Source organism: Streptococcus sp. HMSC077D04, from assembly GCF_001808785.1.
GTDB classification, from domain to species: Bacteria; Bacillota; Bacilli; order Lactobacillales; family Streptococcaceae; genus Streptococcus; species Streptococcus mitis_BX.
On record NZ_KV794530.1, the window covers coordinates 1 to 15,931 of the forward strand.

The 15,931-nt window shown below is 41.4% G+C and carries 12 protein-coding genes; 2 read left to right on the forward strand and 10 right to left on the reverse strand.

Features of this window, described 5'->3' with window-relative positions; genetic code table 11:
• A partial coding sequence (locus HMPREF2701_RS04500; RefSeq protein WP_148130514.1) for a pneumococcal collagen-like adhesin PclA occupies positions 1–1,834 on the reverse strand: 1,834 nt, incomplete at its 3' end.
• A 217-nt stretch (positions 1,835–2,051) separates the two neighbouring features.
• On the opposite strand from HMPREF2701_RS04500, the gene HMPREF2701_RS04505 reads away from it, so the two are divergent.
• The gene (locus HMPREF2701_RS04505; RefSeq protein ID WP_070482261.1) at positions 2,052–3,536 is read left to right on the forward strand and encodes a virulence transcriptional activator PclR; all 1,485 of its coding nucleotides are present in this window, start codon (positions 2,052–2,054) and stop codon (positions 3,534–3,536) included.
• A gap of 49 nt (positions 3,537–3,585) precedes the next feature.
• On the opposite strand, the gene yaaA is transcribed toward HMPREF2701_RS04505, so the two are convergent.
• From yaaA to HMPREF2701_RS04530, 5 genes are all read right to left on the reverse strand, one after another.
• A complete protein-coding gene (gene yaaA, locus HMPREF2701_RS04510) occupies positions 3,586–4,314 on the reverse strand; it encodes a peroxide stress protein YaaA (protein WP_070482263.1) in 729 nt (242 codons plus the stop codon).
• Positions 4,315–4,392: 78 nt separating this feature from the next.
• Positions 4,393–4,557: a YczI family protein gene (locus HMPREF2701_RS04515; protein WP_000508322.1), complete on the reverse strand. Its 165-nt coding sequence runs from the start codon at positions 4,555–4,557 to the stop codon at positions 4,393–4,395.
• 66 nt (positions 4,558–4,623) lie between these two features.
• Complete coding sequence (locus tag HMPREF2701_RS04520; RefSeq protein ID WP_070482265.1) at positions 4,624–6,219, reverse strand: hypothetical protein; 1,596 nt, start codon at positions 6,217–6,219, stop codon at positions 4,624–4,626.
• Between the two features lie 11 nt (positions 6,220–6,230).
• Positions 6,231–6,641 carry a peptide deformylase gene (locus HMPREF2701_RS04525; protein ID WP_070482267.1) on the reverse strand — a complete coding sequence of 137 codons (411 nt, stop codon included), beginning with the start codon at positions 6,639–6,641 and terminating at the stop codon, positions 6,231–6,233.
• Between the two features lie 117 nt (positions 6,642–6,758).
• Complete coding sequence (locus HMPREF2701_RS04530; RefSeq protein ID WP_070482269.1) at positions 6,759–9,455, reverse strand: cation-translocating P-type ATPase; 2,697 nt, start codon at positions 9,453–9,455, stop codon at positions 6,759–6,761.
• A gap of 307 nt (positions 9,456–9,762) precedes the next feature.
• Between HMPREF2701_RS04530 and mntE the strand changes: the two genes are divergently transcribed.
• On the forward strand, positions 9,763–10,947 hold the full coding sequence (mntE, locus tag HMPREF2701_RS04535) for a CDF family manganese efflux transporter MntE (protein ID WP_061590344.1): 1,185 nt from the start codon (positions 9,763–9,765) through the stop codon (positions 10,945–10,947).
• 36 nt (positions 10,948–10,983) lie between these two features.
• Here mntE and HMPREF2701_RS04540 read toward each other — a convergent pair whose 3' ends face one another.
• From HMPREF2701_RS04540 to HMPREF2701_RS04555, 4 genes are all read right to left on the reverse strand, one after another.
• On the reverse strand, positions 10,984–12,855 hold the full coding sequence (locus HMPREF2701_RS04540) for an ABC-F family ATP-binding cassette domain-containing protein (RefSeq protein WP_070482271.1): 1,872 nt from the start codon (positions 12,853–12,855) through the stop codon (positions 10,984–10,986).
• Positions 12,852–14,051: a CCA tRNA nucleotidyltransferase gene (locus tag HMPREF2701_RS04545; protein WP_083281726.1), complete on the reverse strand. Its 1,200-nt coding sequence runs from the start codon at positions 14,049–14,051 to the stop codon at positions 12,852–12,854. The genes HMPREF2701_RS04540 and HMPREF2701_RS04545 overlap by 4 nt, the downstream gene beginning before the upstream one ends.
• Complete coding sequence (dapB, locus tag HMPREF2701_RS04550; protein ID WP_061590346.1) at positions 14,048–14,815, reverse strand: 4-hydroxy-tetrahydrodipicolinate reductase; 768 nt, start codon at positions 14,813–14,815, stop codon at positions 14,048–14,050. Before dapB ends, HMPREF2701_RS04545 begins: the two co-directional genes overlap by 4 nt.
• A 267-nt stretch (positions 14,816–15,082) precedes the next feature.
• Positions 15,083–15,931, reverse strand: a complete 849-nt coding sequence (locus HMPREF2701_RS04555; protein WP_061590347.1) for a DegV family protein — start codon at positions 15,929–15,931, stop codon at positions 15,083–15,085.

The following is a 15,931-nucleotide window of genomic DNA, read 5'->3' on the forward strand; positions in this document are numbered from 1 at the left end:
CACCTTGTGCTCCAGTCAGACCACGTTCACCTTGATCTCCTTTTTCACCTTTAGCACCATCTTTAATAGCAATTCTTTGAACAAGTTCGTCTACACCTTCAGTGTAAACACCGTTACCATCATTATCAAGATAGAAAGTGAGGTTATTGGTATCACCGATTTTATTTTGATCAACACGTGGTTTTACAGTTTCAATGAATTCTTTAGCAACACCGATTTGAACAATACGTGGTTTAGCTTCTTTAGTAACTCTATTACTAATTGGCAAGCCTAGGATTGTTTCATTACCTAATCGATGAACTTTATAGGTAATTTGACGTTGTCCTTTTTCACCTTCTCTAACTAATCTAGTCTCACCTTCTGGCAATTTACTAGTTGGAAGATAGATAGTTTGGAATTCAAGTTCTTCTGTAACAGTCTTGTTACTAGTACCACCATTTGGATTTGCATCCAAGAGGAGTGGGTTTGCTCTATAATAATAGTTAGAGTTACTGTATGGGTCATTGCTAGTAGCGGCACCGCCACCACCTTGGTCCACGTTAAAAGTAACTGGTTTCAAACGAACAGACAAGTCACCATTTGGATTAATGATAGGCAAACTAAATCTGATTGTTTGTTCCATATTTGTTGAAGTAGCAGAGGTCATACTGTATCCTGAGTGAGATACGAAGTTGGCACCCTGGCTAATAGGTTTTGATTGCTCTCTTAATCTTGGAGTTGTGATGGTTGCATTTGAAGGATTTCCAAATCCATCCCCTTTGTCCAAGATAAAGTTATTATTAACAAATTCACCTGGACCAGAGTATCTAATTGTGAAATTCAATCTATTACCTTGACGTACTGTTGTTACATCGTAATGAATTGAATTACCACCACGTGAGTTTCCGTAGCCACGGAAACTATAACTACGACCACCTTGACTAATATCTGTAAATGCAACTGTATTTCCAGAACCTGAAACAATTGGGTTAGCTGGATTGCTAGCTGCTCTAAAGCCACTGTGCCCTTTATCCAAGTCTTCTTTACGGATAGCTGGATTTTGGCGAGCGTCAGAAAGGCTAAGAGCTGGTTTCAAAAGTTCATTTGTAGATGCAGGTCTTGACGTAGCTTCTACTTTAACAGGTGTGCTAGTTGGCAAAACAGTACTATCAACAGCTGAACGATCAGTTGTTGCAACTGGTTTAGCTTCTTCTTTGGCTTCTGCAGCGTCAGCTTTCTTCACTACAGGAGTTTCTGATACAGTTCCTTTATCAGAGTTAGAACGAAGTTCTAGACCAATAATAGCCGATTGAATAGATGACTCTGCTGCTGATAATTCAACTTCAGTTGCATCTGCTTTCCCAAGCAAGCTTTGACCAGCTTGGATACTTGCTTGCAAGTTTGCAGCACTTGCTTCTGTATATAACTTACTCTCAAGTTTTTTAGCACGCGAAAGAGCCGTTAACAATTTTGACTTGTCAACAGCATCTTGATGCGTTACTTCTTCTTTTTTATCTTTTGCTTCTTCAACTTTTTCTGCTGGTCTAGTAGCTTCTTCAGTTTTAGCTGGAGTCGTTTCTACTGGGTTCGCAACAGTTGGAGCTGCATAAGTTGTTTCTTTTTTAGGTGTAGAAACTTCTGCTGGTTTAGTAGCTTCATCTACCTTATCAACAGAAACACTGTTAGTTGCTTCTGGATGTTGTTCCTCCGCTTGTACTGATTGCGCATTGGCAGCAGTTCCCAAGACTAAGGCTGTCCCGAGCAAGACACTAGCTGCACCAAAGTGATACTTACGAATAGAGTATCGTTGTTGCATGCTATACCAGTCAAATGATTTCTTATGTGAATGTTTCATTTTAAACTCCTAGATAATATTTTATAGTTCCTACTCTACAACCATTTGATATATAAATCAATATTTTCTATACAATTAATATATTCTCTTTTTGTACCTAAAAGTCACTTATATTATTCTAATTTTTCTGACTAATTCAGACAATTTTTCTACTCCGACATTTTTGTACACTTTAGACAATAATATGATATAATGAAAATAGGAGGAAATTACCAATATGCGCAACCTTTTATCCACAAAAGATCAAAGACAATTACGTTTAATGGAAACCTTAATTCAGAATCGTAATTGGATGAAATTGCATGAACTTGCCGAAAAGTTAGGATGTACAGAACGAATTCTAAAAAGTGATTTAAATGAATTACGTGCTGCTTTTCCAACTATTGACATCCAATCTTCTGTTAACGGAATTATGATAGATTTAGAAGTTAATACTAGCGTTGAAGATATTTATCAATATTTTCTTGCTCATTCTCAATCTTTTCAATTACTAGAGTATCTGTTTTTTAATGAGGGCCTACCTATTTATCGAACGATAGAAAATCTTCACTCTAGTAATGCCAACCTCTATCGATTAGGCAGAAATATTACAAAAACTCTGTCAACTCAATTCCAAATTGAACTATCATTTACTCCATCCGAAATACGTGGCAATGAAATCGATATTCGCTATTTTTTTGCCCAATATTTTTCTGAGCGCTATTATTTCCTAGACTGGCCTTTTCCTGACCTTCCTGAAGAGGATTTAACAGAGTTTGCTGATTTCTTCTATAAAATCACGAATTACCCGATGCGATTTTCAATTTATAGAATGTATAAATTGATGATAGCTATCAGTATTTACCGCATCAAAAGTGGTCATTTCGTCGACTTACCCAATCATTTTAACGATGAATACTACCCTCTTTTGATGAGTATTCCAAACTTTGAGGAGATACTTGTCCATTTTTCTGAAAAACTGGGACTGGAAATCACTCCAGATATCATCGCACAAATTTTTATTTCCTTTATTCAAAACAATCTTTTCTTAGATCCTCAAGAGTTCTTTAATTCATTAGAAGAAAACAGTGAAGCTAGATACTCATACCAATTACTTAGTCAAATATTAGAACGCCTATCAAAACAATATAAGATTACTTTTACCAACCACGATGAGCTTATTTGGCATTTGCACAACACTGCTTTCTTTGAAAGACAGGAAATCTTTTCTACCCCAATCTTATTTGAACAAAAAGCATTGACGATTAAAAAATTTGAAGTTTACTTCCCAGACTTTATGGGGAGTGCACGTCAAGAACTAGCCCAATACCGTCAGGCGATTGGACAGCATGACCATCCTGAACAGTTGGAACACTTGATGTACACCCTCTTCACCCATGCAGAAAATATCACTACTCAATTATTAGCCAATCGACCTCCTATCAAGGTGTTGATTATCAGTAACTTTGACCATGCCCTATCCCTTACCTTGATGGATATGCTTTCCTATTACTGTAATAATCGTTTTACTTTCGATATTTGGGACCAACTGCAAACAAGCCCTGAAATTTTAAATCAGACAGATTACGATATCATCGTGTCAAATTTCTATATTCCAGGCATCACTAAGAAGTTTATGTGCCGAAACCATCTGTCAATCATGGATTTGGTTAATCATCTTAATACTTTATCAAATGAGATTCATTTATCCAATACTTTATAAGCTAAAAAAAGTCAGCTTAATTTTGCTGACTTTTTCTCTTATCTGATTTCTATACTTCCTTTACAAAAACCAATTCCTGTGGCTGGGACAGATCTTCTCGGTAGTTAAATCCTGCAAAGCTTAAGCGACGAGCTTCCTCCACCGTCTGTACTTGATTTTCTATCAAGGCTGTCAGAAAGGCACCACGCGCTTTCTTAGAAATAGTTGAGTGAATTTTCAACTGATCACCCTTATCCTCCATGAATTTGAAGGTCACCATTTTTTCTCTGATTTCCTTAGAAAATACAGTCTCAAACTCGGATGACAAGAGAGAAAAAATCACTTCTTCCTGCGTCACAGCTTCATCATAGGCTTGCTTCCAATGGCTCTTCAAAGTCTTACCAGCGACTTTTAATTTCATCAAAAAATCCAAACGGTAAGGGGCTATGGGTGACAAGGCTGGAATGACACCGTACAAAGCCGAGGTAATGAAGACATGACTTTCAAGATAGGCTTGTTCTGCCTCGGTTAACTTATCTCGCTTGATATGGCGATACATCAGCCCATCAAAAAGTTTCAAGGCTGGATAGTGTTGAGCTGTTTGTTTTTTTAAAGCTTGGATATGTTGAAATTCTTCCGCAGCCTTCTCAGCTGAAACTTTGTAAAAACTCTCCAATTGACTAGCAGAATAGAGAGCCAAGGCAACCAGCACGGCCTGACTTTCTGGTCTTAAAGGAGTTGCCTCGATACTCGGCAAGTCTGTATTCATTTCTTTTGCTGTTGGAATTAAAATTTTCATATTGATAGTGTAGCATATTTTTTAGCTACTACCAAGAAATTCATCTGAAAAACCTCGGTTTGACCGAGGCTTCTCTATTTATTTTGGCCATCCTAACCAGACAGCCACGAGAACAAGGGCTGTGCCAGCTAAGCTTGTTAAGATAGATAAGAATTTATCTTTTTTCTCCTTGAACTGAGAAAAACCTATCTTCAAAGCGAGCAGTCCGAGTAGCATTGAAGCAAGCATCACATAAAAACCCATTTCTTTGTCCTCCATTAGTCTTTAAATTCCCTTATTATAACATACACTTCTTAAATAAAGCCGTTCTTACTTTAGCTTAAAGTTCTTGAGATAATTGTCTTTTCCTACTTGACCTTCAAAGGTTTTACCATTTTCAAGGTAAGGAAGGTCATCTGATACTGAGGCCTTAACCTTGTAAATCTTGCCATCAACTTTAAAGAAGTAGACGGTGTCTCCCTTGATAACAGCTGATTTGAGGTCTGCTACCACACCCTTGATGCTTTCTGTGGTTTCATTATCAATTTCAAGGTCGTTTTTATTGGCGTACTTGCTGAGCAGCTCTTCCACTGTCGTAGCTACGATAACATTTTGGTACTCGACTGCGTCTACCAAAGCGTACTCTTTGACCAAACCAGCATTGTCCTTCAAGCCCATGATGTAGAGAGGCTTGTCATTGAGATTGATGAGGATTGGGAAGGTCGCCTTGTAGGATTTCTCCTGAACAGCACCTTCGGCTGATTCACGGGCTGATTCTTCGGTCGCAGAAGCCAAGCTGTACTTAGTAATTTCTCCTGTCCGCATATTTTCAAGTATAAAACCAAGATTACTCTCATCCGCATTGGCCGACGTCACACCTGTGTAGAGATAGATGTCATTGCCGATAGACAAGTAATTATAACCCTTGGTAGTCTGGGTCACGTTTTTCTTGGAAATCATAGCATTCCAGAAACCGTCCTTGTACTTGCCGTTGTAGTTGATTTGCTCAATAGTTTCCTCAGCTGGATAGACCCTGTCCACCCATTCTGGAACATCTGCCAAGCTGTATTCCTTGGTTTCTCCATTTGTGGCGTCCAAGATAATGACTGAAGCAGGACGGGGAACCGCAAGCCCAAATTGCTTTTGATAAACCGTTGCTACATAGAAAGGATTGCCCTCATCGTCCACCTCGAAAGATGGAGTTTTGAAGATCTTGGTTGGGTACTTAAAGCGCAGGTGACGCTTGACATCACGGTTAAAATACTCCGAGTCTGAATATTTGATTGGTGTCTTCAAGTCCACCAAATTGGCATTTCCAGTTACCATGTCCACCTTAATATACTCGCCGATTCCCTTGGCCTGATTATTAAACCACTTGATAGGGTCTGCATATTCTAGTGGCGTAACTCGATAAGGCTTTCCGTCAATCGTTAGTTGAGTATAGGTATCTGCCGCTACGTACTGGGACACCTTATCTGTTAGGGAACCCAAGTAGCGGTCACCAATTTTTTCAGCGGTACTTCTATCTAAAATAGGAACCTTACTTGTATCAGTCTTAGGAAATTCAGTAAAGTCTTTTTCCGTCACCGTAACTACATTGGCATAATTTTTAGCCTGAAAAATGCTAGAAGTCACCAAGGAAACCAAGGCTGCTAAGAGAAGAATTCCTCCAATAGAAGCAAAAAGAACTTTCCCTAACCGATTGATTTTGAAACCCTCTAGATTTAAGGCAGCTTCCGCCTTGCCGTGACGCACATGGACTGTTTTTACAAGATTTATCCCCTTGCCAAAGCCAAATAAGATTGCCACAACCAACAAATGCCCACAGAGGAAAAAGAGAAATTCCCAGCTGGTCAGGTTAAGAGGCGGTAAAAAGATATACCAGGTCGTTGCGATAAAAATAAGTTCAAAGACTATTCGTTTCATTTGCTTTCCTCCTAAATGATTCGTCCTTCCAAATGATCCAGTTCATGCTGACAAATCTGGGCTGGGAAGCCTGTCAAGGTGATGGTCTGTTCCTGCCACTTGCTGTCACGATAGGCAACCCTTATAGTTTCATAACGCTTAGTGGGTCTCACACCTACTAAGGACAAACAGCCTTCTTCTGTCTCATAAGGTCCTTCAAAAGACAGAAGCACTGGGTTAAACATGACCACAGGAACCAAGCCAAGATTAAAGATAATCACTCGCTTCTGCACCCCAATCATATTGGCAGCCAAACCGACACAGGTCTCACGATTCGCTAATAGTGTATCTTGTAAATCTCTGGCAAGATAAAGGTCTTCCTTACTTGCAGGTTTCGAGACCTGCGACAAGAATAAGATATCTCGGATAATTTTCTTTTCCACTTCCTCACACTCCTCTTGATCCTTACTATATTATAGCAATTATAGCACAAAAGCCGATAACTGCAAGCCCTTTCCCTTAACTGTAGCAAAAAGCCATCCGAAGATGACTTTTTCTTTTTAAATCGCATTCTTGTCAAAACCGAGTTTACGTTGAACAAACTTAACGATTTCGACAATGATAATCATTGAGAAGCTTCCGCCTATAACGATTCCCCATTGTGACAAGTCTAGTTTGGTTACGTGGAAGATTCCTTCAAGCGGTTCTACGACGATTGTTGCCATGAGAAGGATGAAGGATACCAAGATGGACCAGTTGAAGGTCTTAGACTTGAATGGGCCAACTGTCAAGATGGATTGGTATACAGACTTGACATTGTAGGCATGGAAGAGCTGAATCAAACCAAGGGTTGCAAAGGCCATAGTTAGGGCATCTGCGTGAATGGCATGATTGTCACCCATGTGAACTGGGTAAAGAAGGGCAAGACCATAAACACTCATAACAATAGCTGCTTGGAGTACACCTTGATAGATGATAGAACTCAAAACACCACCTGAGAAGAAGCTTGCCTTGCGTCCACGTGGTTTATGATTCATGACACCAGGCTCAGCAGGTTCAACACCTAGTGCAATTGCTGGGAAGGTATCTGTTACCAAGTTAATCCACAAAAGATGAACTGGCTGCAAGACATCCCAACCAAACAAGGTTGATAGGAAGATAGTTAATACTTCAGCAGTATTGGCAGAAAGCAGATACTGAATAGTCTTTTGAATGTTTGAGAAGACCTTACGTCCTTCTTCAACTGCAACAATAATAGTCGCAAAGTTATCATCTGCAAGAATCATGTCAGAAGCCCCCTTAGAAACCTCTGTACCAGTGATTCCCATACCGATACCGATGTCGGCTGTTTTCAGAGCTGGCGCATCATTGACACCATCACCTGTCATGGCAACGACTTTACCTTGTTTTTGCCAAGCCTTGACGATACGAACCTTGTGTTCTGGAGATACACGGGCATAAACAGAGTATTGACCAACTACTTTTTCAAAGTCTTCATCTGACAGTTCGTTGAGCTCAGCACCAGTTAAAACGTGTCCTTCTGTATCATTTGCATCGATGATTCCCAAACGTTTGGCAATAGCTTCTGCAGTGTCTTGATGGTCACCCGTAATCATGATTGGACGAATTCCCGCTTCCTTAGCCACACGAACAGCCTCAGCAGCTTCAGGACGTTCAGGGTCAATCATCCCAATCAAACCAGTAAAGATTAAATCATTTTCAAGCTCTTCAGAAGTCAGGTTTTCTGGAATGCTGTCAATAATCTTATAAGCACCTGCAAGGACACGCAAGGCTTGGTGGGCCATTTCAAAATTGTTTGTGTGAATGAGGTTTGTAACCTTCTCGTCAATCGGAGCAATATCCCCAGCCTTATCACGAAGAACACAACGTTTCAAGAGTTGGTCTGGCGCACCTTTAACAGCTACGAGGAAGCGTCCATCTGCAAGTGGATGAACTGTTGACATGAGCTTACGTTCAGAATCAAATGGCAACTCAGCCACACGTGGATATTTCTCTAAGAAACCTTTAACATCGTAGCCCTTGTCCAAGGCATACTGGATGAAGGCTGTTTCAGTAGGGTCACCAATCAGATTGCCTTCGACATCAATCTTAGTATCGTTAGCTAAGACTACTGAACGTAGAAGCGGCATTTCAAGACCCAGTTCAATGTCACCAGCTGAGTCATGTAGGACTGCATCATAGAAGACTTTTTCAACGGTCATCTTGTTCATGGTCAACGTACCAGTCTTATCAGAAGCGATGATTTCTGTTGAACCAAGAGTTTCAACTGCTGGCAACTTACGAACGATTGAGTTTCGTTTGGCTAAAACTTGAGTACCAAGGGCAAGAACAATAGTTACGATAGCTGGGAGCCCTTCTGGAATAGCTGCAACGGCAAGGGCAACAGAGATCATCAACTCACCGAGTGGATTTTTCCCTTGAATGAAAACACCCACTACAAAAGTAACAAGTGCAATAACCAAGATAGCATAGGTCAAGACTTTAGAAAGGTTGTTCAAGTTTTGTTTAAGTGGTGTATCTGTCTCATCCGCATCTTGAAGCATACCAGCGATATGACCAACTTCAGTGTACATCCCTGTATTGACAACAACACCCATCCCACGACCATAAGTCACATTTGAGTTTTGAAAGGCCATGTTCACACGGTCACCAATACCAGCGTCTGTAGTAAGCTCGACTGTCAAGTCTTTTTCGACTGGCACAGACTCACCTGTAAGAGCTGCTTCTTCGATCTTAAGAGAGTTGGCTTCTAGCAAACGTAGGTCTGCAGGTACTACATCACCTGCTTCAAGGGCAACGATATCACCTGGTACCAATTCTTTAGAGTCAATCTCCGCCATATGCCCATCACGAAGAACGCGGGCAGCTGGACTAGACATAGATCTGAGGGCTTCGATAGCTTCTTCAGCTTTTCCTTCTTGGTAAACACCAAAGGCAGCATTGATGATAACCACGGCTAGGATGATAATGGCATCTGCGATATCTTCCCCACCAGAAGTCACGACTGACAAGATAGCTGCCGCAACTAGGATGATAATCATCAAATCCTTAAATTGCTCGATGAACTTGACCAGTATTGATCGTTTCTCGCCTTCTTCGAGTTCATTGTGGCCAAATTCAGCAAGGCGCTTTTCCGCCTCACTTGATGACAAACCTTGTTCGGTCGCATCCACAGCCTTCAAGACCTCTTCAGGACTCTGAGTGTAAAACGCTTGGCGTTTTTGTTCTTTTGACATGTGTCTCCTCCTTGACATTGTGTGCAAAACAGGCCCTCTATTTCTCATCGTATCTTTTCACGACAAACAAAAAAGAGACCTGTTAATCATAACAAGTCTCGCTGTTTAAGATAGTGCCGGAAAGCATACTTTTCAGTATGAAATTCGGAATGACGACACTATCGCAGGTTTCTGCCAGCTACTCCCTTGAGTAGTACTATTATACCAAATTTTGAAAAGTTTTCAAGGAGTAAAAACTGCCTTATTTGAATTTTCCCTTGAAAACCAGTATAATGGTAGAATGCTATGTGACTAGAAAGGAAGTTGAATGAAGCAATCTATCTCAAATCTCAAGTTAGCTGAGCGTGGCGCCATTATCAGTATTTCGACCTATTTGATCTTGTCTGCAGCAAAATTAGCAACTGGTCATCTTCTTAATTCATCCAGTTTGGTGGCCGATGGTTTTAACAACGTATCAGATATTATCGGAAATGTGGCCCTCTTGATTGGGATTCGAATGGCGCGCCAGCCTGCTGACCGAGACCACCGTTTCGGTCACTGGAAGATTGAAGATTTGGCTAGCTTGATCACTTCCATCATCATGTTCTATGTTGGGTTTGATGTACTAAGGGATACCATTCAGAAGATTCTCAGTCGTGAAGAAACGGTTATTGATCCTCTGGGTGCAACTCTAGGAATCATTTCTGCAGCGATTATGTTTCTAGTTTATCTCTACAATACTCGCCTCAGTAAGAAATCCAACTCTAAGGCTCTGAAGGCTGCCGCCAAGGACAATCTTTCTGATGCTGTTACCTCACTTGGTACTACTATTGCCATCCTAGCTAGCAGTTTTAATTATCCCATTGTGGATAAACTGGTTGCCATTATCATCACTTTCTTTATCTTGAAAACTGCCTATGATATCTTTATCGAGTCTTCCTTTAGTCTTTCAGATGGTTTTGACGACCGTTTGCTTGAGGATTATCAAAAGGCCATCATGGAAATTCCCAAAATCAGCAAGGTTAAGTCGCAAAGAGGTCGTACCTACGGTAGCAATATCTACCTGGATATCACGCTGGAGATGAATCCTGACTTGTCTGTTTTTGAGAGTCATGAAATCGCGGATCAGGTCGAGTCTATGCTGGAAGAACGTTTTGGGGTTTTTGATACCGATGTCCATATTGAGCCAGCACCTATACCTGAGGATGAAATTTTAGACAATGTCTATAAAAAATTGCTCATGCGTGAACAATTGATTGACCAAGGAAATCAACTGGAAGAACTATTGGCTGACGATTTTGTCTATATTCGGCAAGATGGAGAGCAGATGAATAAAGAGGCTTATAAGACCGAAAAAGAGTTAAATGCATCTATCAAGGATATTCAAATCACTTCCATCAGTCAGAAGACCAAACTCATCTGCTATGAGTTAGATGGTATCGTCCATACCAGTATCTGGCGCCGTCACGAAACTTGGCAAAATATCTTCCACCAGGAAACCAAAAAAGAATAGAGAAATCCTGTCATGAGACGGGATTTTTCTATTCTTCTAGCTATCAAACTCACTTAGATATTCATAGCGTTCATATTTTTCAAGGAGTGCTTCGTTTTTCTCATCTAGTTCTTTTTGGAGAGTAGCCAGCTTACCAAAGTCGGACCCATTAGCCTGCATCTCCTCTTCAATAGCAGAGATACGATCTTCCAAGGCTTCAATATCACCTTCAATACTTGCCCACTCCTGCTTTTCTTGGTAGCTCATGCGTTTCTTGTCTTCTCGGACCTTAATCACCTTTTCCTTTTCGGCCTTTTGCACTTGATTAGCCATCTCTGTTTCAAAGGCTTTCTCATCAAGATAGTCGGTGTAATGACCAAAGAAAGGACGAATCTTTCCATCCTCAAAAGCCAGAATCTTAGTCGCTACCTTATCCAAGAAATAGCGGTCATGGCTAACTGTCAAAACTGGACCAGCAAAACCTTGCAAGAAATTCTCCAAAACTGTCAAGGTTGCAATATCCAAATCATTGGTTGGCTCATCTAAAAGAAGAACATTTGGTTTTTCCAAGAGCAATTTGAGAAGATAAAGACGTTTTTTCTCTCCCCCTGACAATTTCTCAATCGAGGTTCCATGCGTCGAACGTGGGAAAAGAAACTGCTCCAGCAGCTCTGCAATCGAAGTCGTAGAACCACCGCTGATCTTGACCTCTTCTGCCACTTCCTGCAAATAATTAATCACTCGCTTGCTTTCATCCAAGCCCTCAATTTGCTGAGAGAAATAGGCGATGCGAACAGTTTCCCCAATCACAACTTGTCCTTCAGTTGGCTCAAGACTTCCTGCAATCAGATTGAGCAGGGTTGATTTCCCAACACCGTTGTCCCCAACGATTCCGATACGGTCTTTGGCCTGCACCAAGAGATTAAAATCTTGCAAAATAGGCTTGTTTTCATAGGCAAAAGAAACATCCTGAAATTCGATGACTTTCTTCCCAATCCGACTAGTTTCAAAATTCATGGTCAAGTCTGTCTCAACAACACCACCTGAAACTTCCTTTTTCAGGTCGTGGAAACGATTGATACGAGCCTGCTGCTTGGTCGCACGCGCCTGCGGTTGTCTGCGCATCCAGGCCAATTCTTGTTTGTAGAGTTGTTCTTTTTTGTGAAGAAGAGCCGCGTCGCGCTCATCCTGTTCTGACTTTAGGCGAACATAGTCCTGATAATTGCCCTGATATTCGGTCAAGCCTGCGCGATCCAATTCGAAAATCCGAGTTGACAAAGCGTCTAGGAAATAGCGATCGTGGGTGATAAAAAGGACGGTCTTCTTAGAATTTTTCAAAAAGAGGGTCAGCCACTCAATAGTCGCAATATCCAGATGGTTGGTCGGCTCATCCAGAAGCAATAGGTCGTGGTTGCCAAGAAGAACTTGCGCCAACTGGACCCGTCTTCTTAGGCCACCTGACAATTCCCCGACAGGAGTAGATAATTCCTGAATGCCCAGCTTGCTAAGAACCGTCTTGACCTGACTCTCAATTTCCCAAGCTTGGAGAGAGTCCATTTCCGCCATAACCCGTTCCAAACGCGCCTGCTTGTCATCACTATAGTTGAGCATGATCAATTCATACTCACGAATGAGCTGGATTTCCTTGAGGTCGCTGGAGAGAACCGTATCCAAGACCGTCTTGCTATCATCAAAATCAGGATCTTGGGTCAAGTAACCAATCTGGTAATCATTCTTAGCTGAAAAGGGACTGACATCCCCATCAAAGCCAGAAACACCTGAAAGGACATCTAAAAGGGTGGTCTTCCCCGTTCCATTAACACCGATTAGACCAATTCTGTCCAAATCATGGATGATAAAGGAAATATCCTTAAAAACGGTCTTGTCACCGACGGATTTACTTAGTTTTTCAACGATAAAATCACTCATTTTTTCTCCCTCAAGTAAGCATGGATGGCTTGTCGGTCATTTTCCAATGTTCCATCGACAATGGCATATTCAATCTCTGTTAAAATCTCTCCCAAGTCTGGGCCCGGCTGATAGCCATATTCCTTAATCAAAATACCACCGTTGATTTGGATTTCTTTCTTGTCATGAATGGTCAAACTCTGATAGGTTTCTGTGATGGCTTGTGGGTTGACTTCTTTTCCTTGAGCCTGACGAAGATTTTCAGCCTGTAAAAGCAAAGCCAAGTCAAAGCGATAACAATCGCGCTTGCTCAATTCTCCTTTTTCACGCAAGGTCAAAATAGTCAGTAAATCCTGAACTTGCTTAGCAAACTGACGTGAGGTCTTCCAAGCTTTCAAAAATAGCTGCACATTTTCAATCTCCAAAGCCCACAGTAGAGCCGCCCAGGCTTGTTCAGAAGATTCAAAGGTAAAATCGGTCTCTAACTCAAACAGTCTGTTGAGCTTGTCCTGACTAGCTACCATATCAGGGAGATAGTCATAAGCTTGACTCTCAATCATGGAAGCCAAGCCCCTTCTCCAAAATGGAGCCAGTAAGAGTTTATCAAACTCAACGAAGGTACGCTCTACAGAAATTTTCTCCAAAAGCGGCGTCAAGGTCTTCATAGCCTTAAATGTTTCTGGCTCAAGCTCAAAGCCAAGACTAGCCTGAAAACGGAAACCGCGCATAATCCGCAGAGCATCTTCGTTGAAACGCTCACTAGCCACTCCAACTGCTCGTAAGACTTGCTTTTCCAAATCTTTTAAACCATGGAACAAGTCAATGATTTCTCCTGTCTCATCCAAGGCAAAGGCATTGACTGTAAAATCACGGCGTTTGAGATCTTCTTCTAGCGAACGCACAAAGGAAACCGCACTGGGTCTGCGATAGTCCACATAGACATCCTCTGTCCGAAAAGTGGTTACCTCATACTCCTCATCCCCATCTAGTACCAAGACGGTTCCATGTTCGATTCCGATATCGGCTGTTCGAGGAAAAATCTGCTTGGTCTCTTCTGGATAAGAAGACGTCGCAATATCCACATCATGGATGGGACGATTGAGAAGGGCATCTCTGACGGAACCCCCAACAAAATAGGCTTCAAATCCTGCTTCTTTAATTTTTTCTAATACTGGTAAAGCCTTCTGAAATTCAGAAGGCATTTGCGTTAATCTCATAATAAGTGTTCTAATCCATAGACAAGCTCATGACGCTTGACAACTTCTTTAATTCCCAAATTCACCCCTGTCATGAAGGAGCTGCGATCATAGGAGTCATGACGGAGGGTCAATCCTTCTCCTTGATTTCCAAAGATTACTTCCTGATGGGCTACCAAACCTGGCAAACGAACTGAGTGGATCCGCATGCCATCAAAATCAGCACCACGGGCACCTGTAATCAATTCTTCCTCATCAGGCGCACCTTGCTGGGTAGACTCTCGAACTTCTGCCATTAACTCAGCTGTTTTAATAGCAGTTCCACTCGGAGCATCCTTTTTCTTGTCATGATGGAGCTCGATAATCTCCACATTTGGGAAATATTTAGCAGCCTGCTTCGCAAATTGCATGAGTAAAACAGCACCCAAGGCGAAATTTGGAGCTATCAAACCACCCAAATCTTGGGCACGAGAAAATTCTTTTAGCTCTGCAATTTCTTCACTTGTGAAACCAGTCGTTCCAACTACTGGAGCAAAGCCATTTTCAAGAGCAAAGCGTGTATTTTCATAGGCAACAGCTGGTGTAGTAAAGTCTACCCAGACATCCGCTTCAAAATCGACCAAATCAGCCTTCTCCTTGAAAACAGGAATACCCTGCCATTCTGATTCAGACTCAAAGGGATCCAAAACTGCTACCAAGTCCAAGTCTGGATCAGCCAAGACCATCTGACAAGCAGCCTGGCCCATCTTTCCCTTAAAACCAGCAATAATTACTCGAATACTCATCTCTACTCCTGACTAAGATACAAAGGACGTTAGCTGCCCTTGAAAAATAGGGAATGACGCTGACTTTCCATGAAAGGCAAGACAGGCTTCTTTTTTCATGAGGCAGGTAGTCCGTGTTCAATTTCTAAGATACAAAGCCTGCAAGAACACAAAGTGAAAATAGGAGGTCTGATCAAGGAGTAGATACTCCTTGGAAGAACTATCTTTTTCACACAAGGTTTCAGGCGTGTTCATTTGTTAACTTCTTAACTAAGCTAAAAGTCCCAACTAAATCACTGGAATATAGCCTAGAGCAATGCTTCCTGCTCCTAGGTGTGTTCCAATGACACTACCAAATGTAGCAAGTGAAACATCCGTACCCACTCCAGATTCAAGTAAGTGCTGACGCAATTCCTCAGCCTTTTCAGGAGCATTCCCGTGAATGACAATGATACGGTATTGGCCTGAAGCTGTGGCTTCCTTGATAATCTCAATTAAGCGCTTGGTTGCTTTCTTTTCAGTACGAACTTTTTCGTAAACTTCAATCACACCTTGGTCGTTGAAATAAAGAATTGGCTTAATGCTTAGCAGATTGCCCAAAATAGCAGCACCATTTGAAAGGCGTCCACCTTTCACCAAGTGATCCAAGTCATCCACCATGATGAAAGCAGATGTGTGACTAATCTGAATAGCTAGCTTATCCTGAATAATGGCAAAATCATCGCCCTGGTCTCGCCAATTAAAGACACTTTCAACCATGATACCCAGAGGAGCACTTGTAATAAAAGTGTCTGGGAAGGCAATGGTTAAGCCCTCATATTCTTCTATCATATACTGGATATTTTGGTAAAAACCTGAAATTCCAGAAGATAGGAAAAGCCCCAAAACATGTGTATAGCCTTGTTCTTTGAGCGAAGTTAGAATCTCATCTAACTTTGCAATACTTGGTTGACTGGTCTTAGGCAATTCAGAAGCCTGAGCCATTTTTTGGTAAAATTCCTCAGCAGTCAGATTGATGCCTTCGACATACTCCTCACCATCAATATTGACAGGAATATCCAAGACATACAAATCTTCTCTTTGCAAGGTCTTTGCACTGAGATAGGCAGAAGAATCTGTGATAACAGCTAATTTCAT

What these genes read in the sequence shown, in the direction of transcription:
- HMPREF2701_RS04520 (WP_070482265.1), bottom strand. Translation starts at nt 6,219, where the DNA reads ATGAAACGAATAGTCTTTGAACTTATTTTTATCGCAACGACCTGGTAT.
- HMPREF2701_RS04530 (WP_070482269.1), bottom strand. Translation starts at nt 9,455, where the DNA reads ATGTCAAAAGAACAAAAACGCCAAGCGTTTTACACTCAGAGTCCTGAA.
- mntE (WP_061590344.1), top strand. Translation starts at nt 9,763, where the DNA reads ATGAAGCAATCTATCTCAAATCTCAAGTTAGCTGAGCGTGGCGCCATT.
- HMPREF2701_RS04555 (WP_061590347.1), bottom strand. Translation starts at nt 15,931, where the DNA reads ATGAAATTAGCTGTTATCACAGATTCTTCTGCCTATCTCAGTGCAAAG.
- HMPREF2701_RS04540 (WP_070482271.1), bottom strand. Translation starts at nt 12,855, where the DNA reads ATGAGTGATTTTATCGTTGAAAAACTAAGTAAATCCGTCGGTGACAAG.
- HMPREF2701_RS04515 (WP_000508322.1), bottom strand. Translation starts at nt 4,557, where the DNA reads ATGGGTTTTTATGTGATGCTTGCTTCAATGCTACTCGGACTGCTCGCT.
- HMPREF2701_RS04545 (WP_083281726.1), bottom strand. Translation starts at nt 14,051, where the DNA reads ATGAGATTAACGCAAATGCCTTCTGAATTTCAGAAGGCTTTACCAGTA.
- HMPREF2701_RS04505 (WP_070482261.1), top strand. Translation starts at nt 2,052, where the DNA reads ATGCGCAACCTTTTATCCACAAAAGATCAAAGACAATTACGTTTAATG.
- dapB (WP_061590346.1), bottom strand. Translation starts at nt 14,815, where the DNA reads ATGAGTATTCGAGTAATTATTGCTGGTTTTAAGGGAAAGATGGGCCAG.
- yaaA (WP_070482263.1), bottom strand. Translation starts at nt 4,314, where the DNA reads ATGAAAATTTTAATTCCAACAGCAAAAGAAATGAATACAGACTTGCCG.